Raw genomic sequence first — 21,476 nt, 5'->3', positions numbered from 1 at the left:
CTTTTGATTGACGCTCCGTAGCCAAAACATCGGTGTCGTCCCGGGGCGCGCGACTTGTCCGCCGTAGCTCGAAGAGCGAAGGCGGAAGCGCGAGCCCGGGACCCATAACCACAGGAAGTGGTTTGGCGACGGCTAGTGGTTATCAGCTCGCGCCATAACCTCTCCCTGTGGTTATGGGTCCCCGCATTCGCGGGGACGTCAGTTGAGCGTGGCTGCCATTTCGCCTCTCACACACTCGCCAGCCGTCCACGCCCCTCACCATCCTCCCCCGACTTTGTTATTGGCGCGTCTCGCGCGCCCCTTGTTATAAGCTCGCGCCAAAATCTCGCCGCGATGTTGCAATGCGAGAGCTGGGGAGCTGCGCAAATCTTGTCTGTGATCGACCATGGTTCGCCGAAACCGACCGCCTTCGTGCTGGCGGGCGGCGGCAGCTTCGGGGCGATCCAGGTCGGGATGATGCATTCGCTGGCGAGCCACGGGGTCGTCGCCGATCTCGTGGTCGGCTCCAGTGTCGGCGCGATCAACGGCGCCTATTATGCCGGCGATCCCTCGCTCAAGGGCGTGCTGGGGCTGGAAGCGGTCTGGCGCGGCCTGAAGCGTCATGATGTCTTCCCGGTCACCTGGAAGAGCCTCGCCGGATTCATGTGGCGGCGCGATTTCCTGATTCCCCATGACGGCATCCGCAAGCTGGTCGAGGACCACATCCCCTATCGCAACCTCGAGGATGCTGCGCTTCCGGTGCACATCGTCACCACCGATTTCGTCTCCGGAGAGAGCGTGGTGTTGTCGGAGGGGGCGACGGTGGACGCGATCCTGGCGTCCACTGCGATCCCCGGCGCGTTCTCGCCGGTCTACTACCGCAATCGGTTCCTCGCCGACGGTGCGATCTCCTCGAACACCCCGGTCCGGGTCGCGATCAGGAAAGGCGCAAAACGGCTGGTCGTGCTGCCGACCGGGCACGCCTGCGCGGTGAAGGATCCGCCGGTGGGCGCGGTTGCCAATGCCCTGCATGCGCTGACGCTGCTGATCGCCCGGCAATTGGTGGCGGAGCTCGAGGGGGTGGCGTCCGACATCGAATATGTCGTGGTGCCGCCGCTCTGTCCGCTGGTGGGATCGCCCTACGATTTTTCGCGGACCGACGACCATATTGAGCGTGCGGTCGCGAGCACCGATGCCTGGCTGGCGCGAGGCGGCCTCGAGCAGCACGGCGTCATTCCGCACGAGGCGCAGCCTCATGGTCACTGATTTGTCATTTCATTTGAATCTATTGCACGGCGAAGCCGACCGCGGGATGGATTGATTTGCGGCATCCGGATTCGGTAGCCTCAAGGCGGGGTCCGCGTCATAACCATGGACGTGGCGCGGGCGTATCATGCCCTGTCAGACTGACGAGAGGGATGTGGTCGTGGCCAACGATAACAAGACGCAAGCTTCGCCCGAAGGGCTGATGGAAACCCTGCTGCTGCCGTTCTCGCCGCGTTTCATCGTGCTGACCATCTGCGCGGTCGTCACCGCGCTGCTGATCGGCATCGGCCTCGCCGACGGCAAGATCTTCGACATCCTGCTGATCCCGATCGCGATCTTCGGCGCTCTCACGCTGCTCGGCGTCCGCGATCTCATGCAGAAGAGTCACGCGGTGCTGCGCAACTATCCGATCTCGGCGCATATCCGTTTTCTGCTCGAAGAGATACGCCCCGAGATGCGGCAGTACTTCTTCGAGAGCGAGAAGGACGGCATGCCGTTCTCGCGCGATACCCGCTCGCTGGTCTATCAGCGCGCCAAGATGGAGCTCGACAAGCGTCCGTTCGGCACCCAGGAGGACGTCTACCGCGAGGGCTACGAGTGGATGCATCACTCGGTCTCGCCGAAGACGCATGCCGAGGAGAAGTTTCGCGTCACCATCGGCGGCCCCGATTGCGCAAAGCCATATTCGGCATCGGTGTTCAACATCTCGGCGATGAGCTTCGGCGCGCTCAGCCCGAACGCCGTGCGCGCGCTTAATGCCGGTGCCAGGAAGGGCGGCTTCGCACATGACACCGGCGAGGGCGGCTTCAGCCCCTACCATCGCGAGATGGGCGGCGACATCATATGGGAGATCGGCTCCGGCTATTTCGGTTGCCGTCATCTCGACGGCACGTTCGATCCGGAGGCGTTCGCGCGCGTCGCGAGCCAGGACCAGATCAAGATGGTCGAGCTCAAGATCAGCCAAGGCGCCAAGCCCGGCCATGGCGGCGTGCTGCCCGCGGCGAAAGTCTCGGAGGAGATCTCAAAAATCCGCGGCGTCACGATGGGCGAGGACTGCATCTCGCCGGCCTCGCACCGCGCCTTCTCCACGCCAACAGGCATGATGCAGTTCATCGCCGAGATGCGGCGCTTGTCCGGCGGCAAGCCGGCCGGCTTCAAGCTGTGCATCGGTCATCCCTGGGAATTCCTGGCGATCTGCAAGGCGATGCTGGAGACCGGCATCTATCCGGATTTCATCGTCGTCGACGGCAACGAAGGCGGCACCGGCGCCGCGCCGCTGGAGTTCATGGACCATCTGGGCATGCCGATGCGCGAGGGCGTCAATTTCGTCCACAACGCACTGGTCGGCATCAATGCGCGCGACCGGATCAGGATCGGCGCATCCGGCAAGATCGCGACCGCCTTCGACATGGCGCGGGCGATGGCGATCGGCGCCGACTATTGCAACTCGGCGCGCGGCTTCATGTTCTCGCTCGGCTGCATCCAGTCGCTGAGCTGCCACACCGACCGCTGCCCGACCGGGGTTGCGACCCAGGACCCGACGCGTGCGCGTGCGCTCTACGTGCCGCTCAAGATCGACCGCGTGCATAATTATCACCACGCCACGCTGCACTCGCTCACCGAGCTGATCGCAGCGGCCGGTCTCGAACATCCGCAGCAGCTGCGCCCGATCCACTTTAGCCAGCGGACATCGACCACCCAGGTGCGATCCTTTGCGCAGCTCTATCCGTCGCTGCGTCCGGGCGAGCTGCTCGAAGGCACCGAAGATCCGCGCTTCCGTGAAGCCTGGCAGATGGCGCGGGCGGAGACGTTCCAGCCGGCGCCGTAGGGGCCACCGCATGATCCGCCGCATCCCGCGGCGGTAAAAATTCATCGGGGATTGTGGCTGTGTTTTAACGTCTGTGTCAGCTTGGGGTGTAGATTGGCCCCATGGACGAGCGACGCGACAAAGCCAGGCACCGCGTGCTGAAAGCCGGAACCATCGAGTTCGGCGGCGGCGCGATCGACTGCACCGTCCGCAATTTCTCCGACACGGGTGCCGCGCTCGATGTCACCAGTCCGGTCGGTATCCCCGAGCGCTTTACCCTGGTCATCCAGGCCGACGGAACGCATCTCGCCTGCACGGTCGTCTGGCGCAAGGAGAAGCGGATCGGGGTGCGGTTCGGGTGAGCGGTCTGCGTTGGATCGGCGCGCGCTTAGGGCGCGCTTGTCCGGGACGACGGGTGGAGGGTTGGGTGCGCGATCACCCCGTCTCGACCTCACTCAACCGGCCCGCCAGAATCTTGTCGATCCTGCGTCCGTCGAGATCGACCACCTCGATATGCCAGCCGGCGAAGTCGAAGGCATCGCCGACATTAGGCAGCACGTTGAACTGTTGCAGCACCAGGCCCGCCACCGTGTTGTAGCGGTGCGGCGGCAGCTCGACGCCGAGCAACTCGCCGAACTCGTCGACCGGCATCCAGCCGGAGACCAGCAGCGAGCCGTCATCGCGCCTGACATAGGCCGGCTCCGGCGGTCCCTCCTCGGAATGGAAGGCGCCGACGATCGATTCCAGAATGTCAGCCGTCGTCACGATACCCTCGAAGGCGCCGTATTCGTCGTAGACCAGGCCGACATGAACCGGAGCGGCTTTCAGGATCGCCAGCACGTCGCGGGCGTCGGCTGATGCCGGAATGCCGGGCGCCTCGCGCACCAGCGCTCGCAGATCCGGCGTGCGCTCGTTCATGTAGGCGACCAGCAGGTCCTTGGCCTGGAGCACGCCGATCGGCTTGTCGCGATCGCCGTCCGAGACGGGAAAGCGCGAATGCGGGCTCTTCGCGATGATCGCTTGAATGGCCTCCGGCGCATCGTTCAGATCGATCTCGTTGACCTCCGTGCGCGGCGTCATGATCGCGCCGACCGGCCGGTCGCCGAGCCGCATGACGCCCGCGATCATCTCCTTTTCGCCTGACTCCAGCACGCCCGCGTTCTCGGCTTCGCTGACGAGGTGATGGATCTCGTCCTCCGAGACCTTCTCCTCGGCCTTGCCGCCGCGGCCGAGCAGCGTGAGGATCAGCTTGCCGGAGAGATCGAGCAGGAAGACGAGCGGCAGCGAGATCCGCGCCAGAACGTGCATCGCGGGCGCGACCTTGACCGCAATGCTCTCGGGGTCGCGCAGCGCCACCTGCTTCGGCACCAGCTCGCCGACGATCAGGGTGGCGTAGGTGATGAGCGTGACGACGATGCCGACGCCGACGATGTCGGCGATCCCTGAGGACAGGCCGAGCTCGACCAGCCATTGCGTCAGCCGCTGTCCGAGCGTCGCGCCGGAGAACGCGCCGGAGAGCACGCCGACCAGCGTGATGCCGATCTGCACCGTCGAGAGGAACTTTCCGGGGTCGGCCGCCAGCGTCAGCGCCCGCTCGGCGCCGCGCACCCCCTTGGCCGCGAGCAGCGACAGCCGGGCCGGGCGGGACGAGACCACGGCCAGCTCGGACATGGACAACAGGCCGTTAATGACGATCAGGACGACGACGATGATGATTTCGACGGACAACATTGTGCGCAAAGAGAAGGGATACTTGACCCGGCGAACGCCGGACCAAGCCCCTTATATATGAACTCGATGCACAATTTGTCCGGTTCCCGACCAAATTGCCGCAGGCGGGATCAAGCGCTCTCGCCCGGGTTTTCGAGGCTGAACGTCTCCGACTGCTCGTCATATGCGAACAGCTCGCCATAACGTCCCCAGGACACCACGGTCCTGAGCGTCTCGTCCGCATAGTCCTCGGACATGTAGTCCTCGAGCTCGTTGCGGAACCGTGCCGCGGGGGCGGTATGGGAGGGACGTTCGTCGAGCACGCGGCGAATCAATCCCATCACCGGCACGTAAGTGACGAGATGTTCGGCGAACAGCTTCTTGCGTGCGTCGGTTTCGAGATGGGCAAAACGCTTGCCCGTGTCGGTGAGCATCAGGTCGCCTTCGCTCAGCTGGGCGAAGCGCAGCAGTTGCAGGGACTCACCGAGGTGGAGGATCTCGTCGGCCTCGAGCTGGAGCTGGCTTGCGAGCACGGGCAGGTCGGCGTGTCCGTGATAGGGCGGCCCCGCCAGCGTCTCGATCAGGCCCGACAGCACGTTGGACGACACGTGGTGCAGGGTCATGCCGACACCGGAGCCCAGGATGCCTTCGACGGGGGGCGCCTTCGGTTCGGCGCGCTGGGTCATGCGCGCGTAGATGTTGTCGACGAGCTGCCGGAAATGGGGGTCGAGCCGGTTGCGCGGATGCGGCATGTCGACCTTGATCTCGGCGGCGACACGCCCTGGATTGGATGAGAACACCAGGATGCGATCGCACATCAGGACCGCCTCCTCGATATTGTGCGTCACCATCAGGATCGATTTGATCGGCAGCCGGCCCTCGATCCAGAGGTCGATCAGGTCCGTGCGCAGCGTCTCGGCCGTGAGGACGTCGAGTGCCGAGAACGGCTCGTCCATCAGCAGGAGGTCCGGATGCACCACCAGCGCGCGGGCGAAGCCGACGCGCTGGCGCATGCCTCCCGACAGTTCCTTCGGGAAGGCGGACTCAAACCCGTCAAGGCCGATCAGGTCGATCGCAGCAAGAGCGCGCTTGTGGCGCTCGGTGGCATCGACGCCCAGCGCTTCGAGCCCGAGCTCGACGTTCTGGAGCACGGTCAACCAGGGAAACAACGCGAATGACTGGAACACCATGGCGACGCCGTTCGGTGGCCCGACGATGATCTCGCCGCGACAGGTCGCCTGTCCCGCAGACGGGCTGACCAGGCCGGCGATGATCCGCAGCAAGGTGGACTTGCCGGAGCCGGATCGGCCGAGCAGGCCGACGATCTCGCCCGAGCGAATCGTCAGGTCGACCTTGTCCAGCACCAGGAGCTGTTCGCCGCTGCCTTTCGGGAAGGATCGGCAGACACCGCGGATGTCGATGAGCGCAGAGGGTTGATCGAGCATGATGGTCTCCTCGTCAGCCGAGCCGCAGGCGACGCTCGCCGAAGGCATAGAGCGGCCGCCAGACCAGACGATTGAACAACGTCACCAGAATGCACATCGTGGCAATTCCGAGCACGACGCGCGGGAAGTCACCGGCTTCCGTGGCGGAAGCAATATAGGCGCCGAGCCCGGTGGCCTTCAGATGCGTGTCGCCCCAGCTTGCGACCTCCGCGACGATCGACGCATTCCAGGAGCCGCCGGACGCCGTGATCGCGCCGGTGATGTAATAAGGAAAGACACCGGGCAGTATCACCTTGAACCACCATCGCCATCCCCGGAGATGGAAGCTGCCGGCGGCTTCGCGCAGATCGGTCGGAAAGGCGCTCGCGCCCGCGATCACGTTGAACAGGATGTACCACTGCGTGCCCAGGATCATCAGCGGGCTCAGCCAGATGTCTGGATTGAGCTTGAAGCTGACAATGGCGACGACAAAGACGGGGAAGGCGAGATTGGCCGGGAAGGCCGCCAGAAACTGGGCGAGCGGCTGGATTCGTTCGGCGAGCTTCGGGCGAAGCCCGATCCACACGCCAACCGGCACCCAGATCAACGTGGCGAGGGTGATCAGGATGGCGACGCGCAACAACGTGATGAGCCCGTCCCTGATGACGACGAGAACGTCGGACATTCCGAGACTGGCCGAGAGATAGCGATAGGTCAGCCAGGCGGCATAGGCCGTGCCGCCGAGGATCAATGCGATCCAGACCGTATCGACGAGGCGTGACGTCTGGTCTTTACCTGGTGCCGCGGGCGGCAGCTTTGGCAGCGGAATGCGCAAGTTCGAGATCGCGCGGTTCAGCGCCGCGAAAGGAAGGGTCAGCGCACGCAGCGCCCGAGTCCGGCGGAACAGGTCGAGCATCCAGGAGGCCGGCGCCTCGCCTGAGGCGGTCTGCTCGAAGCGGAATTTGTCGGCCCAGGCGACGATGGGGCGGAACAGCAGCTGATCATAGGCGATGATCACGAGCAGCATCGCCAGCATGGCGTAGAGGATCGCCGGCAAATCCTGCTGCTGAATTGCCATCGCGACATAGGAGCCGATGCCCGGCAGCGTCACCGTGGTGTTGCCGACCGTGATCGCCTCCGAGGCCACCACGAAGAACCAGCCGCCCGACATCGACATCATCGCGTTCCAGATCAGGCCGGGCATCGCGAAGGGGACGTCGAGGCGCCAGAAGCGCTGCCAGCCGGACAAATGGAAGCTTTGCGTGGCCGCTTCCAGATCCTTCGGAACGTTGCGGATCGACTGGTACAGGCTGAACGTCATGTTCCAGGCCTGGCTGGTGAAGATCGCGAACACCGAGGCGAGCTCGGCGCCGAGCACCTGCCCCGGAAACAAATTCATGAAGAACACGACGGTGAAGGTGAGGAAGCCCAGGATCGGGACGGATTGCAAAATATCCAGCAGCGGGATCATCACCAATTCGGCTCGCCGGCTCTTGGCTGCGATCGCCGCGTAGATGAAGGTGAAGACCGTCGAACAGACGATGGCTAGAAGCATCCGTAAGACGGTACGCAAGGCGTAAAGCGGAAGGTTTGCCGGATCGAGCGTGACCGGTGCGCGCTCGAGCTCGGACAGCGGCACCGTGGTCTGCTCGCCGCCATAGACGATCAGGACCATGGCGCCGATCACGAGGATCAGCGCCGCTGCGTCCCAGACATTGGGGAGCAGCGCCCGGCCGATCGCGGCCGTGCGGATATCTCTCGGCTTCATAGGCCCGCCCTTGGGCTGGAATTTTGGGCTAGAACTCTGCGTGCAGGCGGCCCGAGAAGATCGAGACCGGCCCGCGGTCGGCGTTATAGGCCGGGTTTGTGATCAATTGATAGTCCGCGGTCAGCGTGACGTTCTTGTTCACCGAATAGGCATAGTAGGCCTCAAGGATGCGCTCCTTGCGGTAGTTGAGAGCGCCGTCGCCGATGAGAACACCGAGGCCGCCGGCGGCCAGGAAGTCGCGATAATCCTGCGAGATGGCATTGACCGCGCCGCCGATGCCGACGACGTCGTCAGGCCGGCCCCATTTCGTGCCCTTGATCGACAGTCCGCCGGCTAGGCTGCTGTTGATGTCGGTGAAGGCGAGTGTTTCGGTCTTGCCGTCGTTCCAGCTCCAGCGGCCGAACAGCCCGATATCCTCTGTGATCGCCTGCTCGAGGTTGACGACGTAGCCGACCTTGAGGCGGCCGCGGCGGGTCTGCGCGATGTCGAGATTGAGCGCAGGATTGTCCAGCGTCTCGCGGAAGCTGCCCATGTTGGCGCTGTCGACCCAGCCCATGGTCCTGAGCTTGCCAGGTTGGCCGAGCAGCGAGAACCGCGTCTCCAGCTCGATCGCGTACTGACCGCGTTCCCCGACCCTGGTGTCGAAATGATTCGAATTGGACTCCGCGACCATCAGGAAATAGCCGCCGCGCAGCGCCCATTGCTTCTGGTTGAGCTCGGCGGTGACGCCATAGGTGAGACCGACCTTGTCGGCGGAATAGTCGAAGGCGCCCGGCGCCCACAGCGACCAGTTCATGAAATCCTTGCGGGTGTCCTTGGCAAAGGCATTGCCGTCGAACACGTCGATCACCGCGAACTTGCCGGCCTGCACTGTGAGCCGGGAAATGTCGACCTTCTGCGCAAGCTGCAATTGGCCGCTCGCGAGCTCTTCCTGCTCGCCGCCAAAGCCGAACGTCTGGCGCACGAACAGCCGCGAGGTGTTGTAATGCGGATAGGGGAAGTTCGACTTCTGCGCTTCGCCGTTGGGAAAGCCTGCCGCGCCCACCGTGTCGTTCAGTCCAAATCCCTGGAGCAGTTCGGGATTGTAATAGACCTCGCCGCCGTCCCACAGCCGCGCGTTCAGGAACAGGCTGTTGCTCCAGGTCGCCTTGGCCTGGGTTGAAGGCGAGAGCGAGTTTGTTCCGCTGTAGAGAGCGGGGAACGACGGATAGCCTTGCGGCAGATAAGTGCTCTGACCGTGAATCTCCCAGCGATCCGATTCCGTGTCGATCAGGGAGCTCTTCGGATTGTAGCTCGGCATGCCCGGCCAATCGACCTTGCGGTTGAGGCCGAGCCTGACCGACTGGAAGTCGAGCGACGAGGAGGTGTATTGGGCCCCCGTGGAGAAGGCGACGTTGGCGCCGTCGAAGCGGCTATAGAGATATTCGAGCCGTGCGCTCCAATGCGGCGCGAAGCCGTATTCGATGCCGGCACCCGCGATCCAGCCGGGCCGCGTGTTCAGGATTTTCGGGACGTCGCCGACGGCCGGCGTGTCGAAATAGCGCTCGCCCATCCACGCAAAGCCGCCGGTGGCATAGACGAGCCATGGACCGCTGGTGTAGCCGACGCGGCCGCGCAGGCTGGCGGTGTAGTCCCACTGCTGGATGACCGTGTTGGCAGGTGTCGCGAGGAAGGAAACGATCGAGTTGGAGGTGATGTAATTGGGAAACGAAAAATCGCCTTCGACGCCGACGAGCCAGCCGGAGTTGAGCCGGTAGTTGTAGCCGGCCTGCACGCCGCCGATCATGCCGCTGAAGACGCCGTTGCCGTTGATCGCGGTGCCGTCGTTCAGCGCGAAGCTGGACGAGCCACGGCTGTAGCCGGCATGCGCGCCGATATAGAGGCCGGTCCAGTCATAGACCGCTTTCAGCGCCGGCGCCTTCAGCGGCAGATCGGCCGCGTGTATGGCGGCGGGAAAAGCCAGCACGCCCGAGGCAATCGCCGCGGCCGTTCGCAAATACCGGTGTCGGTGACCTCTCAACTTCAAAACGCACGCCCCCAAACGCGAATGTGTCCCATTCGCCGCGATATCCCTGCAGATTCGCGGCGACCCTGTCACGAAGTCTTGGTTGTTCACGCGATCGGACCAGACGATCCCGATTCGACACGATTTCTTCCCAAGCCCCTGTGCCTGCTGCGAACCTTATTGCGATTAATTCGCAATAGCAACTGGCACGGATTGCCGCAGCGGATGGTTCGCACTCTTGTGTGACGGAGCTGCAACAAATTCCCGGCGGCCAAAATGGATGACCCCGCCCGGGGGGACAGCCGGGCGGGGTCGGGGGCACGACACGGGGTGGATGAGGCGCCCGTGTCGAACGCAGGATCCACGTGAGATCGGCCTCAGGTACCTAGATCAGTAGCAAGAACGAACGCGGCCGACGTACTGGCCGAAGGCGTTGTACTGGGCGACCCAGCCGCAGCGGTGATAGCCGTAGTAATAGGGATCGTTGCTGGCGGCGATCGCGGAGCCGACGACGGCGGCGGTGGCGATGCCGGCACCCACACCCCAGACCCAGCCGGGCTGCTTGGCTTCGGCCGAGGAGGTGGTGGACACGATGCTGCCGGTGACGGCGAGGGCAGCGAGCGCGACGGCGGCAATCCTGGTCTTGATCGACATGTGAAACTCCATCCGGGTTGAGGCGGTCCGTTGTGGTCCGCGTGCCCAGTTGGACGGAGGCTTGTCGCGTCCGGTTCGAATCCCGCAAAAGCGGGCGTGCAGCCAGGATGTTTCCTGAATGATTCCAGTCGGATGCGAGCTAGCCGAGAGGCCCTTTGGCGAGCCTGTTCACGTCGAAGTTATCGACCTCGGCCAGCAGCTCGCAGAAGGCGCGCGCGCCCTGATCAATCAGCTGCTCGCCCTTCTCGGGGACGGCCAATGTCGCGTTGCCGATCGCGCCGCTCGTGTGGAGATCCTGCGCCTGCCAGGCGAACGGCGCGGGCCGCTGCGTCGACAGCCAGCGATACTGCTTTTCCATGGCGATGCTGCTCGCGGGAAAATCCGCGATCGCATCCTTGCGCACCTGATCGGGATAGCGCGCCAGCATGATCGACGTCTCGACCGCGCCGCCGTGAATGCCGTGGCGCACCTCATCGGCCGGGAACAGTTTCTCCGCGCCCGACAGCCGCGACCACGACGTCGTCACCACAAAGAGCTTGTGATGCGCGCGAAGATCCTGCGCGACCAGCATCATTGCCGCGCTGTTGCCGCCATGGCTGGTGATGATGACGAGCTTCTTCAATCCGCGCCGCGCGACGTCCTCGCCGATTGCGGTCCATCGCTTCAGCGCCACCTCGGTCGGCAGCGTCTGCGTGCCCGGATAGTCGATATGCTCGGTGGAAATCCCGACCGGTTCAACGGGCAGGAACGTCGCCGGAACATTTGCAGGCAACAGCTCGCGCACGCGCGCGAGATACGCGTCCGCGATCAGCACGTCGGTCTCGAGCGGCAGATGCGGGCCGTGCTGCTCGGTCGCCGCCAGCGGCAGCACCGCGATCCAGCGCGACAAATCCGCAGGGGCCGCATTGGCCCAGTTGATGTCGATCCAGTCGCGAGACGGCGTCATCGTGGTTTCTTTGCCCGAATTTGTCGCGTATTTTGGGGTTATCAGGGGACGCGGGCCTGGCCGGCTCGCGTCCCCGAACTTCATGCGATTCTATCGCGTTGCCTTCACATCGGCCAGCCACGATCGACGGAGTGCCATCATGACCCCCTCTCATCTGCGGCGAGCGTTAACGGCGAGCTTGATGGCCGCTTTCGTCTCTCTCGCGCCGGTGCGTGCAGAGACGCTGGACAAGGTCACCTTCGGCACCAACTGGGTCGCCGAGGCCGAGCATGGCGGTTTCTTCCAGGCGGTCGCCGACGGCACCTACAAGAAATACGGCCTCGACGTCACCATCGTTCCCGGCGGTCCGAACGAGAACAACCGGATGCTGCTGATCGCCGGCAAGATCGATTTCTTCATGGCCGCGAACACGCTGATGTCGTTCGACGCGGTGGCGAATAACGTCCCCGTCGTCACCATCGCAGCGGTCTTCCAGAAGGATCCGCAGGTGATGCTGACGCAGCCGGACGCCAAGGTCGCCAAGATCGAGGATCTCAAGCCGCTGACCTTGTTCGTCTCCAAGGAGGGCATGACCAGCTACTTCCAGTGGCTGAAGTCCGAATACGGCTTCAGCGAGAAGAACGTCCGTCCCTACAATTTCAATCCGCAGCCCTTCATCGCCAACCCCAAGAGCGCGATGCAGGGCTACGTCACCTCCGAACCCTTCGCGGTCGAGAAGGCCGCCGGCTTCAAGCCGAATGTGCTGCTGCTCGCCGATTACGGCTTCAACACCTATTCGACCCTGATCGAGACCCGCCGCGACATGGTCGAGAAGAAGCCGGACCTGGTGCAGCGCTTCGTCGATGCCTCCATGGTCGGCTGGTACAACTACATCTACCGCGACAATTCCGCGGGCAATGCCATGATCAAGAAGCTCAACCCGGAGATGACTGACGAGCTGCTCGCCTATTCCGTCGCCAAGATGAAGGAATACGGCATCGTCGATTCCGGCGAGTCCTTGAAGAACGGTATCGGCGCGATGAGCGACGATCGCTACACCTCCTTCTTCAACAAGATGGTGAAGGCCGGCGTCGTGAAGGCGGATCTCGACTTCCGCAAGTCCTATACGCTGCGCTTCGTCAACAAGGGCGTCGGCGTCGAGCTGCGCCCGAGCAAGCCGTAGCGCAAGGTCCATGTCATCCGTCAAAAGCTCGTCCGGGGTCGAGGCCGGCCTGACGGCTCTCGCCGTCAGCCTGCGCGGCGTGACGAAGGCGTATGACAATGGCGTCATGGCGCTCGGCCCGCTCGACCTTGCCGTTCGCAAGGGCGAGTTCATCTCGCTGTTGGGCCCGTCCGGTTGCGGCAAGTCCACTGCGCTGCGCCTGATCGCAGAGCTCAGCGCGCCATCGTCCGGCATCGTGCGGGTGGCGCGCCACGAGGGCGATGTGCTGCCGGGTCATGGCATCGGCTTCGTGTTCCAGGAGCCGACGCTGATGCCCTGGACCAGCGTGCGCGAGAATGTGCGGCTGCCCTTGAGGCTCGCAGGCGTTCCGAAGGCGGAGGCGCGCGCGCGGGCCGATGAGGCATTGGCCAGCGTGGGTCTTGCCGATTTCGCCGATGCTTTCCCACGCGAGCTCTCCGGCGGCATGAAGATGCGGGTGTCGCTGGCGCGTGCGCTCGTCACCGACCCTGATATCCTCCTGATGGATGAGCCGTTCGCCGCGCTCGACGAGATCACGCGCTTTCGCCTCAACAACGACCTGCTTGCGCTGTGGCGAGCCCTGGGCAAGACCGTCATCTTCGTCACCCATTCGGTGTTCGAATCCGTCTATCTGTCGCAGCGGGTCGTGGTCATGACCGCGCGGCCCGGCCGCCTCCAGGCCGATATCCGCATCGAGACGGTCGAGCCGCGCGGTGAGGAGTTTCGGACCTCGGCCGCCTATTCCAATTATTGCCGGAAAGTGTCGGCCGCGCTGGCGCCGTCCTATTCGGGGCAATCGATGCTATGAATGCGCAAGCTACCGTCACCGCAAAACCATCCGGCGCGCAACGCGCGATGCGCTTCGTGCTTCCCGTCGTCGTGTTCGCAGCCGGACTCGCGGCCTGGGAACTGGTCGTCCGCATCAAGGACATCCCGCCTTACGTTCTGCCAGCACCCTCCGTCATCTTCCTGACGTTGATCAAGGACTGGGCGGTGCTGTCACAATCGCTCGCGACCACGCTGCTGACCACGCTCGAAGGTTTTGTCGCCGCCAGCATCGGCGGCATCGCGCTGGCGCTGCTGTTCAACCAGTCGAAATGGGTGGAATATTCGCTATTCCCCTATGCAATCGTCCTCCAGGTGACTCCTGTCATCGCGATTGCACCGCTGCTCCTGATCTATCTGGAGCAGCAGACCGCGGTCGTCGTCTGCGCCTTCATCGTTGCCTTTTTCCCGGTGCTGTCCAACACCACGCTCGGGCTGAATTCGGTCGATCGCAACCTTGCCGGCCTGTTCCAGCTCTATGGCGCCTCGCCGCCGCAAACCCTGCGCTTCCTGAAGCTGCCAGCGGCGCTGCCCTATATCCTCGGGGGCCTGCGCATTGCCGGCGGCCTGTCGCTGATCGGCGCGGTTGTGGCCGAAATCGCGGCCGGCACCGCCGGCGCGGGCTCCGGGCTCGCCTACAGGATCGCCGAATCCGGCTATCGATTGAACATACCCCGCATGTTCGCAGCGCTGCTGCTGTTGTCGCTGGCCGGGATTGTCATCTATGGGGTGCTGGCGCTAGTTTCCCACCTCGTTTTACGGCGCTGGCACGAGAGCGCGCTTGGAAAGGAAAACTGATGACTACCGGTTCGATTTCGTCCGAAAAGATCGACCTTCTGATCTATGGGCCGGTGCGGCCAATTCTCGACAACGGTTTTTCCGATCATTTCGTCGTGCACAAGGCGGAGACCCGGGGCGATCTCGAGCGGCTGACACCGGCGATCCGCGAAAAAATCCGTGGCGTGGCGGTGACCTATCACACGGTGCGCGCCGACAGGGACTCGCTGTCGCAATTGCCCAAGATCGAGATGGTGGCGAGCTTCGGCGTCGGCTACGACCATATCGACGCCAAATACGCGGCTGAGCACAACATCATCGTCACCAACACGCCCGACGTGCTGACCGAGGAGGTCGCCGACGTCGCAATGGGCCTTCTGATCTCCACCGTGCGTGAGTTCATCAAGGCCGACCGCTACGTCCGCTCCGGCCTCTGGCAGACGCAGAACTATCCGCTCAGCGTCGGCTCGCTGCGCGACCGCAAGGTCGGCATCGTCGGCATGGGCCGGATCGGCCAGGCCATCGCGCGCCGGCTCGATGCCTCGCTGGTGCCGGTGGTCTACCACTCCCGCAATCCGTCGAAGGACGTCTCCTACAAGCACTATCCCGATCTGATCGAGATGGCGAAGGCGGTGGACACGCTGATGGTGATCGTGCCCGGCGGCGCCTCGACCAACAAGATGATCAATGCCGAGGTGCTGAAGGCGCTCGGTCCGCGCGGCGTGCTGGTCAACGTGGCGCGCGGCTCGGTGGTCGACGAGGCGGCGCTGGTCCAGGCGCTGAAATCAGGCACCATCCTCGCCGCCGGCCTCGACGTGTTCGCGGCCGAGCCGAGCGTGCCGGACGAGCTCAAGACCATGCAGAACGTCGTGCTGCTGCCGCATATCGGCTCGGCTTCGGTGGTGACGCGCAACGCGATGGATCAGCTCGTGGTCGACAACCTCAAGTCCTGGTTCGCCGGCAAGGCGCCGTTGACGCCGGTTGCGGAAACGCCGTTCAAGGGGCTCTGATGAGAGGTCTTCGGGTCGTTGCATTCGCCGTCGCGGCCTGCGTGGCCGCGATCGGCATCGCGCATGCGCAGGATGCGGCGACCCTGAAGAAGACGATGCCCGGGCAGTGGGAGCTCTCGACCACCGAGCGCAGCAAGACCTGCGTCGTCACGATGAAGGGCGATGCCGCGGGGCATGGGTTCAAGCTGGAGCTGGAGCCGGCCTGCAAGACGACGCTGCCCTTTACGAAGGACATCGTCGCCTGGAGCGTCAGGGGCCTCGACATCGTTCGGTTGCAGGACGCGACCGGTGAAGCCGTGATCGACTTCACCGAGGTCGAGGCCGGCATCTTCGAAGGCCTGCGGCAGGGCGAGGGCGTCTACATCCTCCAGGACCTCGCCGCCGCCCGCTCGATGGCCAAGTCGATGGACCAGATGATCGGCGACTGGTCGATGGTGCGCGGCAACGGCCAGCCGGTGTGCGGGCTGACGCTGACCAACACGGAAGCCGGCCCGGACAATTTCCAGGTCTTCGTCAAGCCGAAATGCGATCCGGCGATTGCTCAGTTCAATCCGGCGCAATGGCGGCTCGAGCGCGGCCAGATCGTCCTGATGTCGAAATCAGGCGAGGCCTGGCAGTTCGAGGCCGATGACAACGCGCAATGGCGGCGAGTCCCCGATACCGCCGATCCCTTGATCATGCTGCGGCAATAAATCTTCCGGTCGATGTCGATTTAGCCAAGGCTCAATCGTCACATCCATAGCGAGCCGGTTTGCAGCCGGAGCGGTTGCTGCTCGCCAAGGGAGTTTTTCATGCGTTTCATGTACATCGTCACCTCCAGCCAGCCGATGGCTGCCCCGAGCCCGGCGCTGATGGAGGCCATGCAGAACATATCCGAGCGGGAGATCAAGGGCGGTCGAATGATCGACAATGGCGGCCTGATGCCGCTTGCGACCGGCGCACGGGTGCGAATCGTCGACGCCGAGCTCAGCGTCATCGACGGCCCCTTCGTCGAGGCCAAGGAAGTGATCGGCGGCTATGCCATTTTCGAGCTGCGCGACAAGGCGGAAGCCGTGGCCATGGCGAAGGAATTCATGCAGCTGCATCTCGATCACATGCCGGGCTGGGAGGGTACCTGTGAATTGCGGGCATTCGCCACGCCAGGCGTCGAGATAGCCTGCCAGGTCGACGCGCAGTCCAGGGTGGCTGCCCACGCCTGATGGACACCACCGCTCGTCCTGGAGCGTTTTCGAGCGAAGTGGATACCGGTTCGCGCAAAGAAGACGCGTCAAAACTAGAATCGAGAGCCCCGTTCCGATTCCATCGGAACGGAAAGGGCTCTGGTCGGCGGCGATGACGACCGCCGACATCGATCACGCGATCCGTGCCGCGATTCACGCAACCTGGCGCGTCGCGCAGCCGCGGCTGATCGCAACGCTGTCGCGCATGCTGCGGGATGTGCCGCTGGCGGAGGAATTGACCCAGGACGCACTGGTCGCAGCGCTGGAAGCCTGGCCGCACAGCGGGGTGCCGGACAATCCCGGCGCCTGGCTGGTGGCGACGGCCAAGCGCCGCGGGCTCGATCATCTGCGCCGGGCAAAGATGCTCACCCGCAAGCAGGACCTGCTGACGCACGAGCTGATGCAGGAGCAGGACGCGATGCCGGATTTCGACGCCGCCCTCGACGACGATATCGGTGACGAATGGTTGCGGCTGATCTTTACGGCCTGTCACCCGCTGCTGCCGCGGCAGGCCCGCGCGGCGCTGGCATTGCGTATGATCTGCGGCCTGACCACCGACGAGATCGCGCGCGCCTTCCTGGTCACGGAGGCAACCATCGCCCAGCGCATCGTCCGCGCCAAGCGCACGCTGTCGCGGTCGGGCCTGAGCTACGAGATCCCGAGCGGCGAGGCGCTTTCGGAGCGTCTCGCCTCGGTGCTCGAGGTCGTCTATCTCATCTTTAACGAGGGCTATTCGGCCTCAGGCGGCGAGGAGTGGCTGCGGCCGCAGCTCTGCGACGAGGCCCTGCGCATGGGGCGGGTGCTGGTCGGGCTCGCGCCTCTCGAGCCCGAGGTCCACGGTCTCATGGCACTGATGGAGCTGAATGCCGCGCGGAAGCAGGCGCGCACGGGCATCGATGGCGAGCCCATCCTGCTCATGGACCAGGACCGCAGGCTCTGGGACCGGCGCCAGATTGGCAGCGGCCTTCGCGCGCTCGATCGCGCGCGCGAGCTCGGCGGTGCCGGACGGTTCTACACGCTGCAGGCCGCGATCGTCGCGTGCCACGCGACGGCGGAGACGGCCGTTGCCACCGACTGGCGCCGCATCGCCGAGCTCTATGGCCAGCTTGCGGCGCTGGTGCGCTCGCCGGTGATCGAGCTCAACCGGGCGGTCGCGCTTGGCATGGCCGAAGGGCCGCAGGCCGGTCTCGATCTCGTCGACATGATCGCGGACGAACCGGCGCTCGGGACTTACCACCATCTCCATTCTGTCCGCGGCGATCTCCTGGAGAAGCTCGGCCGTTTCGCCGAGGCGCGACGATCGTTCGAGACCGCAGCACGTCTCGCGACCAATGCGCGCGAGCGCGTGTTGATGGAGCGGCGAGCGGCAGCCATTGCCGATGCCGACGGCTGAAGACGCAAACGGCTTTACGTCGTCGGCTTCGGCGGCGGCGCGGTGCCTTGCGCCCACTTCTCGAACTTGCCGAGCACGCCCCAGGCCGTGAGCGCCAGCGAGATCGGCATAGCGAACTGGCCGAGGCCCGGCACCGCCGATACGATCGTTCCGAGCAGTCCGGCAATACCGCCTGCATTCGGGCTCGCGGTCACCGAAGAGAGCAGCGCAGTGAGCACCGAGCCGCCGATGCCGAGTGCCGTCTTCTTGCCGTCGAGCAGCTTGCCGATGGTCTCGCCGAGCGCGCCGTTGACCTGGCCGAGCACCGGCTTGCCGTCCTTGTTGAGCAGCGTGCTGAGCAGGTCGACGACCTGCTTCAACTGATCGACGGGGGCTGGATTGGTCGGGCTGACCGGTCCTGGCACGGGCGCCGTCTTGTTGATGAGGGAGAAGAGCCGTTCGAACAGGTTGATCGGATCGTTGGTGGCGGGCAGCGTGTTGCCCGGTGTCGTCGTTCCCGGTGTTACGCCGCCGGCTGACGGTCGCAGCAAGTGTGCGAGGTCCTCCAGCCGCTTCAGGATCTTGGACAGATCGCCGCTCTGCACGGAACCTCCCGCCTGCGTTGCACGCGTGAGCGCCGCGACCGTGGCCCCGTCGAGAAGCCCGGTATCCCTCAGGCCGTTCTGCTGCTGAAACTGCGAGACCGCGGCCCCGGTCTTCGGTCCGCTGATGCCGTCCTCGGCGAGCGGCGGATTGGCGCCGAGCTTGTTGAGCGCCTGCTGCATCAGAACAATCGTCGACGCCGCATCGTCCTCGGGCTCGGTGCGGCCGGCGAATTGCGGGCTGCCGTCGAGGGTGATCGAGGAATCGAGCGACATCATCGCATGCAGGATCACCGCCGTGCCGAGCTGGGAATCGACGTGGTTCGAGTCGAACACGTGGTCGCGGACGAATTTGCCGGCCCTCGCCTCGGGCGGGCCGTACAGTGTCGAACCGCCATAGAGGTAGGGCGAATTGCAGCCCTTCGAGTGATAGCCGAAGCCGTTGAACGCCTCGAGCCGGAACAGCATCCGCGCGATGCCCCAGTCGTGGGCGCCGATGAAGTTCTCGATTCTGAACGCGTCCACGGCGCCGTCCACGAACGTGGTAAAGGGGCCGCGCCCCTTCGGAACGATGGTCGTCACGCGGTGAAGCGTTTCGCCGTTGCCGAGATAGGTGTCGAAATCGAAGTTGGATTCGCGGTAGTGGCAGAGCGCGGCAAAATACCAGGGGACTCCGGTCAACCGCTCGATCTGCTGATAGGTCGCCTTGCCGTTGATCGCCTTGCGCGCGACGCCATTCGCGTCGCCGAGGCGGGAAGGCCGGATCTCGAGATCGGCCCAATTCCGCTCGTACTCGCTTTTCAGACTCTCGAATGAGACCATCTTCCGCTCCCGAAAATTGATGAATTATCGAAATTTCGTGCAAGTCAGATATGGACAGGTGCCGTGATCGGGTGTGACTCCAACGTGATCTTCCGGCAAATGTGGCAGGTTGCCGGCCCGGCGCATGTGAAATGGCTTACAGCCTGGGCGGGAAAATGTGCCGCAGGATCGGACCCGCGCCTTCGCCGGCAGCGCGCCCCGGCAGTGGGGGAACCGGCATGGTCGTTCGTCCGTTAGCATTTTAGACGATGCGGTAGGGAGCCCTGCATGGCCAAGCGCGTCCTCGCGATCGGCATCGAACCCGGCAGTGCGGATTACAGCGCATTTCCGCAGCTCACGCCGGAGCTCGTGCGCCATTACATCGAAGCGCAATTGCTGCGCCTGCGTGATCTCGGCTACGAGGTCACGAGCTGCCTGATCGATCTCGACGCGACCGCGGAAGCCGGCGTCACTGCCGCGATGCGCGACGAGCGCTTCGACTGCATCGTGATCGGCGCGGGCCTGCGCGAACCGAAGGAGCGCCTGCTGCTGTTCGAGAAGGTGCTCAACCTCGTCCATCAACTGGCGCCTGACGCCGCGATCTGCTTCAACTCCACGCCGGCCGATACCGCCGAGGCCGTGCAGCGCTGGATCGATCCCTGACGTCCGATTGGCCGGCCTGTGCATCGCTCGCATGGTTTGAGCCGTCTTCGCGCTGCGCCTCCGGCGCCATCGCGCAGGCGTCGTGAGCCGCGCCGCCGGCTATTTGTCTGGTCCGAATCCACTTCCGGCGCTATGACTGGCTCATCACAGGGAGGGCGAGCATGCTTCGAGGTCTTCGCATTGGAAGTTTTGGAATCGCGGCATGTCTGACGGTCGCGATGGCGATGCCGGCGCATGAGGCTGCAGCCCAGGATGCCATCGGCGGTGCGATCATCGGCGGTGTCGGCGGGGCGATCCTCGGTGGTGCGCTCGGCGGAGGCCGCGGCGCCGCAATCGGCGCGGTCGTCGGTGCCGGCACGGGCGCTGCGATCGCTTCCGAGGGCGAGCGCCGCCGCTCCGGTTACTACGCCTATCAGCGCGGCTGTTATGTGCAGCGTCCCGACGGCTATTACGTCCGGGTCAGCCAACGCTATTGCTATTGATCGATCAACCGCCGGCGCCCACAGGATTGACGGCGCCCGGCAGTAGATTGGGCGCGGAGGGGTGAGTATCGGCCGGCGAGCCGCTCTCCCGAGCTGGTGGTTCGCATGAGCATCCGATCTCGCATATGCCGGTGGCTGATCGCCGCGATCGTGGCCGGCGATCTCGTCGGAGCCGGGGCTGCCCGGGCGCAACAGATTCCAGCCGACGAACCCGCGTTTACGGCTTTCGTGGCCGAGCGCATCCGCGCCGAGATTCGTGACACCCCGGTCGTGATCAAGGGACCGCTGACGCTGTCGGTCGGCCCTCTGCAAACCAACCTCGACCGCATCTACGCCTTCTGCAAAGCCAATACCGGCGGCTGCGCCAGGGAGATCGGCGCCTATGTCAGCGGCGTCAAGGCAACGGCGAGCAGCCGAAATGATCCGCCGACCCGAGCAGCCCTTCGCGTGGTCGTGCGCTCGGCCGACTATATGCGGCAGGCGCTTCGGGAGGTTGACGCGCGCGGCCCGGCGCTGACGCGGCCCCTGGCAGAGGGGCTGGTGATCGTCCCGGTGCTGGACTCGCCGCGGGCGGTCAAGGTGTTCAACGACAAGGATCGTGCCGCGCTCGGCTTGACGCAGGACCAGGTCTTCGGCATCGCCATCGCCAATCTGCGCAGCAGCGTGAAGCCGCTCACGACGGTCGCAAAAGCGGTCCCGTCAGGACAGTTCGGCACGCTGACGGGGGACTACTATCAGACCAGCCGGCTCGCGCTGATCGACAGCTGGGCGCCGCTCGCGCAGGCCCAGGGCGGTGTCCTGATCGTCGCGGCGCCGTCGGCCGATCTCGTGCTCTATGCAAGCGAAGACAGCAGTGCCGCGATCGACGCGCTGCGGGCGCTGGCCAGGAACATGATGGCGCGCGCGCCGAAGCCGCTGTCCGGCACGCTGCTGCGCTGGACGCCGAAGGGATGGCAACTCATCCGGTGAGATGCCCTCTCGGGCG

The 21,476-nt window shown here is 64.6% G+C and carries 20 protein-coding genes; 13 read left to right on the top strand and 7 right to left on the bottom strand.

Annotated elements, in window-relative coordinates; all coding sequences use genetic code 11:
• The first annotated feature begins 333 nt into the window (after nucleotides 1-333).
• The 3 genes from HAP41_RS43730 (at nucleotide 334) to HAP41_RS43720 (ending at nucleotide 3,414) form a co-directional block, all read left to right on the top strand.
• Complete coding sequence (locus HAP41_RS43730) at nucleotides 334-1,245, top strand: patatin-like phospholipase family protein (RefSeq protein ID WP_175617983.1); 912 nt, start codon at nucleotides 334-336, stop codon at nucleotides 1,243-1,245.
• Between the two features lie 202 nt (nucleotides 1,246-1,447).
• Entirely contained in the window at nucleotides 1,448-3,073 is a 1,626-nt protein-coding gene (locus HAP41_RS43725) for an FMN-binding glutamate synthase family protein (RefSeq protein ID WP_166105402.1), read from the top strand.
• 101 nt (nucleotides 3,074-3,174) lie between these two features.
• Nucleotides 3,175-3,414, top strand: a complete 240-nt coding sequence (locus HAP41_RS43720; protein WP_028159962.1) for a PilZ domain-containing protein — start codon at nucleotides 3,175-3,177, stop codon at nucleotides 3,412-3,414.
• 73 nt (nucleotides 3,415-3,487) lie between these two features.
• Here the strand turns inward: HAP41_RS43720 and HAP41_RS43715 are convergent, their stop codons facing one another.
• The 6 genes from HAP41_RS43715 to HAP41_RS43690 all read right to left on the bottom strand — a co-directional run bounded on the left by HAP41_RS43715 (nucleotide 3,488) and on the right by HAP41_RS43690 (nucleotide 11,559).
• On the bottom strand, nucleotides 3,488-4,783 hold the full coding sequence (locus tag HAP41_RS43715; RefSeq protein WP_166074473.1) for a hemolysin family protein: 1,296 nt from the start codon (nucleotides 4,781-4,783) through the stop codon (nucleotides 3,488-3,490).
• A gap of 110 nt (nucleotides 4,784-4,893) precedes the next feature.
• Nucleotides 4,894-6,207, bottom strand: a complete 1,314-nt coding sequence (locus tag HAP41_RS43710) for an ABC transporter ATP-binding protein (RefSeq protein WP_063986036.1) — start codon at nucleotides 6,205-6,207, stop codon at nucleotides 4,894-4,896.
• A 13-nt stretch (nucleotides 6,208-6,220) separates the two neighbouring features.
• Nucleotides 6,221-7,954 carry an ABC transporter permease gene (locus HAP41_RS43705; RefSeq protein WP_166074497.1) on the bottom strand — a complete coding sequence of 578 codons (1,734 nt, stop codon included), beginning with the start codon at nucleotides 7,952-7,954 and terminating at the stop codon, nucleotides 6,221-6,223.
• 28 nt (nucleotides 7,955-7,982) lie between these two features.
• A complete protein-coding gene (locus HAP41_RS43700) occupies nucleotides 7,983-9,950 on the bottom strand; it encodes a carbohydrate porin (protein WP_166074502.1) in 1,968 nt (655 codons plus the stop codon).
• Nucleotides 9,951-10,349: 399 nt separating this feature from the next.
• Complete coding sequence (locus tag HAP41_RS43695) at nucleotides 10,350-10,613, bottom strand: hypothetical protein (RefSeq protein ID WP_028170409.1); 264 nt, start codon at nucleotides 10,611-10,613, stop codon at nucleotides 10,350-10,352.
• Between the two features lie 139 nt (nucleotides 10,614-10,752).
• Nucleotides 10,753-11,559, bottom strand: a complete 807-nt coding sequence (locus tag HAP41_RS43690; RefSeq protein WP_166074512.1) for a creatininase family protein — start codon at nucleotides 11,557-11,559, stop codon at nucleotides 10,753-10,755.
• A gap of 139 nt (nucleotides 11,560-11,698) precedes the next feature.
• Between HAP41_RS43690 and HAP41_RS43685 the strand changes: the two genes are divergently transcribed.
• The 7 genes from HAP41_RS43685 to HAP41_RS43655 all read left to right on the top strand — a co-directional run bounded on the left by HAP41_RS43685 (nucleotide 11,699) and on the right by HAP41_RS43655 (nucleotide 17,964).
• Nucleotides 11,699-12,721, top strand: coding sequence for an ABC transporter substrate-binding protein (locus HAP41_RS43685; RefSeq protein WP_166074529.1), 1,023 nt, complete (start codon nucleotides 11,699-11,701; stop codon nucleotides 12,719-12,721).
• Nucleotides 12,722-12,731: 10 nt separating this feature from the next.
• Complete coding sequence (locus HAP41_RS43680; protein ID WP_166074541.1) at nucleotides 12,732-13,547, top strand: ABC transporter ATP-binding protein; 816 nt, start codon at nucleotides 12,732-12,734, stop codon at nucleotides 13,545-13,547.
• Nucleotides 13,544-14,362, top strand: a complete 819-nt coding sequence (locus HAP41_RS43675) for an ABC transporter permease (RefSeq protein ID WP_166074572.1) — start codon at nucleotides 13,544-13,546, stop codon at nucleotides 14,360-14,362. Before HAP41_RS43680 ends, HAP41_RS43675 begins: the two co-directional genes overlap by 4 nt.
• Nucleotides 14,362-15,351 (top strand): 2-hydroxyacid dehydrogenase, encoded by a 990-nt coding sequence (locus tag HAP41_RS43670; protein WP_166074606.1) that lies wholly within the window; start codon nucleotides 14,362-14,364, stop codon nucleotides 15,349-15,351. Before HAP41_RS43675 ends, HAP41_RS43670 begins: the two co-directional genes overlap by 1 nt.
• A complete protein-coding gene (locus HAP41_RS43665; protein WP_166074610.1) occupies nucleotides 15,351-16,043 on the top strand; it encodes an AprI/Inh family metalloprotease inhibitor in 693 nt (230 codons plus the stop codon). The genes HAP41_RS43670 and HAP41_RS43665 overlap by 1 nt, the downstream gene beginning before the upstream one ends.
• 99 nt (nucleotides 16,044-16,142) lie before the next feature.
• Nucleotides 16,143-16,550: a YciI family protein gene (locus tag HAP41_RS43660; RefSeq protein ID WP_166074679.1), complete on the top strand. Its 408-nt coding sequence runs from the start codon at nucleotides 16,143-16,145 to the stop codon at nucleotides 16,548-16,550.
• Between the two features lie 133 nt (nucleotides 16,551-16,683).
• Entirely contained in the window at nucleotides 16,684-17,964 is a 1,281-nt protein-coding gene (locus tag HAP41_RS43655) for an RNA polymerase sigma factor (protein ID WP_166074713.1), read from the top strand.
• A 14-nt stretch (nucleotides 17,965-17,978) separates the two neighbouring features.
• On the opposite strand, the gene HAP41_RS43650 is transcribed toward HAP41_RS43655, so the two are convergent.
• On the bottom strand, nucleotides 17,979-19,367 hold the full coding sequence (locus tag HAP41_RS43650) for a peptidoglycan-binding protein (RefSeq protein WP_063980704.1): 1,389 nt from the start codon (nucleotides 19,365-19,367) through the stop codon (nucleotides 17,979-17,981).
• Nucleotides 19,368-19,634: 267 nt separating this feature from the next.
• On the opposite strand from HAP41_RS43650, the gene HAP41_RS43645 reads away from it, so the two are divergent.
• The 3 genes from HAP41_RS43645 (at nucleotide 19,635) to HAP41_RS43635 (ending at nucleotide 21,460) form a co-directional block, all read left to right on the top strand.
• Nucleotides 19,635-20,009 (top strand): hypothetical protein, encoded by a 375-nt coding sequence (locus HAP41_RS43645; protein WP_166074733.1) that lies wholly within the window; start codon nucleotides 19,635-19,637, stop codon nucleotides 20,007-20,009.
• A 161-nt stretch (nucleotides 20,010-20,170) separates the two neighbouring features.
• Nucleotides 20,171-20,491: a YMGG-like glycine zipper-containing protein gene (locus HAP41_RS43640; protein WP_063980706.1), complete on the top strand. Its 321-nt coding sequence runs from the start codon at nucleotides 20,171-20,173 to the stop codon at nucleotides 20,489-20,491.
• 150 nt (nucleotides 20,492-20,641) lie between these two features.
• Nucleotides 20,642-21,460, top strand: a complete 819-nt coding sequence (locus tag HAP41_RS43635; RefSeq protein ID WP_224580582.1) for a DUF1444 domain-containing protein — start codon at nucleotides 20,642-20,644, stop codon at nucleotides 21,458-21,460.
• Nucleotides 21,461-21,476 lie beyond the last annotated feature (16 nt).

This window comes from Bradyrhizobium barranii subsp. apii (assembly GCF_011516635.5).
GTDB lineage: Bacteria > Pseudomonadota > Alphaproteobacteria > Rhizobiales > Xanthobacteraceae > Bradyrhizobium > Bradyrhizobium barranii.
The sequence above is the reverse complement of the archived record's forward strand: the minus strand, read 5'-3'. Positions and strand labels throughout refer to the sequence as shown.

What these genes read in the sequence shown, in the direction of transcription:
- HAP41_RS43660 (WP_166074679.1), top strand. Translation starts at nt 16,143, where the DNA reads ATGCGTTTCATGTACATCGTCACCTCCAGCCAGCCGATGGCTGCCCCG.
- HAP41_RS43640 (WP_063980706.1), top strand. Translation starts at nt 20,171, where the DNA reads ATGCTTCGAGGTCTTCGCATTGGAAGTTTTGGAATCGCGGCATGTCTG.
- HAP41_RS43665 (WP_166074610.1), top strand. Translation starts at nt 15,351, where the DNA reads ATGAGAGGTCTTCGGGTCGTTGCATTCGCCGTCGCGGCCTGCGTGGCC.
- HAP41_RS43710 (WP_063986036.1), bottom strand. Translation starts at nt 6,207, where the DNA reads ATGCTCGATCAACCCTCTGCGCTCATCGACATCCGCGGTGTCTGCCGA.
- HAP41_RS43725 (WP_166105402.1), top strand. Translation starts at nt 1,448, where the DNA reads ATGGAAACCCTGCTGCTGCCGTTCTCGCCGCGTTTCATCGTGCTGACC.
- HAP41_RS43670 (WP_166074606.1), top strand. Translation starts at nt 14,362, where the DNA reads ATGACTACCGGTTCGATTTCGTCCGAAAAGATCGACCTTCTGATCTAT.
- HAP41_RS43705 (WP_166074497.1), bottom strand. Translation starts at nt 7,954, where the DNA reads ATGAAGCCGAGAGATATCCGCACGGCCGCGATCGGCCGGGCGCTGCTC.
- HAP41_RS43685 (WP_166074529.1), top strand. Translation starts at nt 11,699, where the DNA reads ATGACCCCCTCTCATCTGCGGCGAGCGTTAACGGCGAGCTTGATGGCC.
- HAP41_RS43655 (WP_166074713.1), top strand. Translation starts at nt 16,684, where the DNA reads ATGACGACCGCCGACATCGATCACGCGATCCGTGCCGCGATTCACGCA.
- HAP41_RS43675 (WP_166074572.1), top strand. Translation starts at nt 13,544, where the DNA reads ATGAATGCGCAAGCTACCGTCACCGCAAAACCATCCGGCGCGCAACGC.
- HAP41_RS43650 (WP_063980704.1), bottom strand. Translation starts at nt 19,367, where the DNA reads ATGGTCTCATTCGAGAGTCTGAAAAGCGAGTACGAGCGGAATTGGGCC.
- HAP41_RS43720 (WP_028159962.1), top strand. Translation starts at nt 3,175, where the DNA reads ATGGACGAGCGACGCGACAAAGCCAGGCACCGCGTGCTGAAAGCCGGA.
- HAP41_RS43715 (WP_166074473.1), bottom strand. Translation starts at nt 4,783, where the DNA reads ATGTTGTCCGTCGAAATCATCATCGTCGTCGTCCTGATCGTCATTAAC.
- HAP41_RS43680 (WP_166074541.1), top strand. Translation starts at nt 12,732, where the DNA reads ATGTCATCCGTCAAAAGCTCGTCCGGGGTCGAGGCCGGCCTGACGGCT.
- HAP41_RS43645 (WP_166074733.1), top strand. Translation starts at nt 19,635, where the DNA reads ATGGCCAAGCGCGTCCTCGCGATCGGCATCGAACCCGGCAGTGCGGAT.
- HAP41_RS43695 (WP_028170409.1), bottom strand. Translation starts at nt 10,613, where the DNA reads ATGTCGATCAAGACCAGGATTGCCGCCGTCGCGCTCGCTGCCCTCGCC.
- HAP41_RS43730 (WP_175617983.1), top strand. Translation starts at nt 334, where the DNA reads ATGTTGCAATGCGAGAGCTGGGGAGCTGCGCAAATCTTGTCTGTGATC.
- HAP41_RS43690 (WP_166074512.1), bottom strand. Translation starts at nt 11,559, where the DNA reads ATGACGCCGTCTCGCGACTGGATCGACATCAACTGGGCCAATGCGGCC.